Source organism: Streptococcus sp. 79, assembly GCF_013277425.1.
GTDB lineage: Bacteria > Bacillota > Bacilli > Lactobacillales > Streptococcaceae > Streptococcus > Streptococcus pseudopneumoniae.
The window spans coordinates 1-888 of the sequence record NZ_VMMW01000111.1 but is presented as its reverse complement, the minus strand read 5'-3'; the positions used below and the strand labels follow the sequence as shown (position 1 = coordinate 888).

General features: G+C 40.4%; 2 protein-coding genes and 1 pseudogene. All 3 read left to right on the top strand.

Annotated elements, in window-relative coordinates:
* Positions 1–251, top strand: a 251-nt coding sequence (gene tnpB / locus HT729_RS11210) for an IS66 family insertion sequence element accessory protein TnpB (protein ID WP_172932026.1), incomplete at its 5' end; no start/stop codon positions are given.
* A gap of 54 nt (positions 252–305) precedes the next feature.
* Positions 306–512: a transposase gene (locus tag HT729_RS11205; protein ID WP_031223067.1), complete on the top strand. Its 207-nt coding sequence runs from the start codon at positions 306–308 to the stop codon at positions 510–512.
* Positions 487–888: pseudogene (locus HT729_RS11200) on the top strand (IS66 family transposase); the annotation flags it as partial. The gene HT729_RS11205 and the pseudogene HT729_RS11200, both read left to right, overlap by 26 nt.

Genomic DNA, 888 nt, shown 5'->3' with positions numbered 1-888 from the left:
ACTTTGAATTGGATCCTTTCTCAGGTCAAGTCTTTCTCTTTTGTGGTGGACGTAAAGACCGCTTTAAAGCTCTTTACTGGGATGGTCAAGGATTTTGGCTACTATATAAACGCTTTGAGAACGGTAAGTTGACTTGGCCAAGTACAGAAAAGGATGTCAAAGCTCTCACACCAGAACAAGTAGACTGGCTGATGAAGGGCTTTTCTATCACTCCAAAAATAAATTCATCAGAAAGTCGTGATTTCTATTGAAATGATGCCTTTCTTTTTAGTATAATAAAGTTAGAAAACAAGGAGGGGAAGACGATGAAAGACTTATTAAAACTCATTCAACAACAGAGTGCTACAATTGATAGTCTCACCAATGAACTTACCCTTCTGCGTGAACAAGTGGCTTATCTAACGCAAAAGCTCTATGGAAAATCCTCTGAGAAAAGTGTTTGTCCATCTGGACAAGTCAGCCTTTTTGAGGAGGAAGTTTCATCTGATGAAGATGGAGATGTTCCCAGTTGAAAGAGAAGAAATCACCTATAAACGTAAGAAAGCTAAAGGGAAACGTCAAGCTCTTCTTGCCCAATTCGATTCAGAAGAACTCCATCATCGCTTAGAGGATTGCATTTGCCCTGACTGTCAGGGAGAGCTAAAAGAGATTGGAGCAACCCTTCAAGGACAAGAATTGGTCTTTATTCCTGCGCAATTAAAACGAATAGATCATATCCAACACTCTTACAAATGCCAAGCATGCAGTGAGAAAAATCCGAGTGATAAAATTGTGAAAGCTCCTATCCCTAAAGCCCCTTTGGCGCATAGCCTTGGCTCAGCTTCTATTATCGCTCACACCATCCATCAGAAGTTTAATCTGAAGGTCCCCAATTATCGCCAAGAAGAA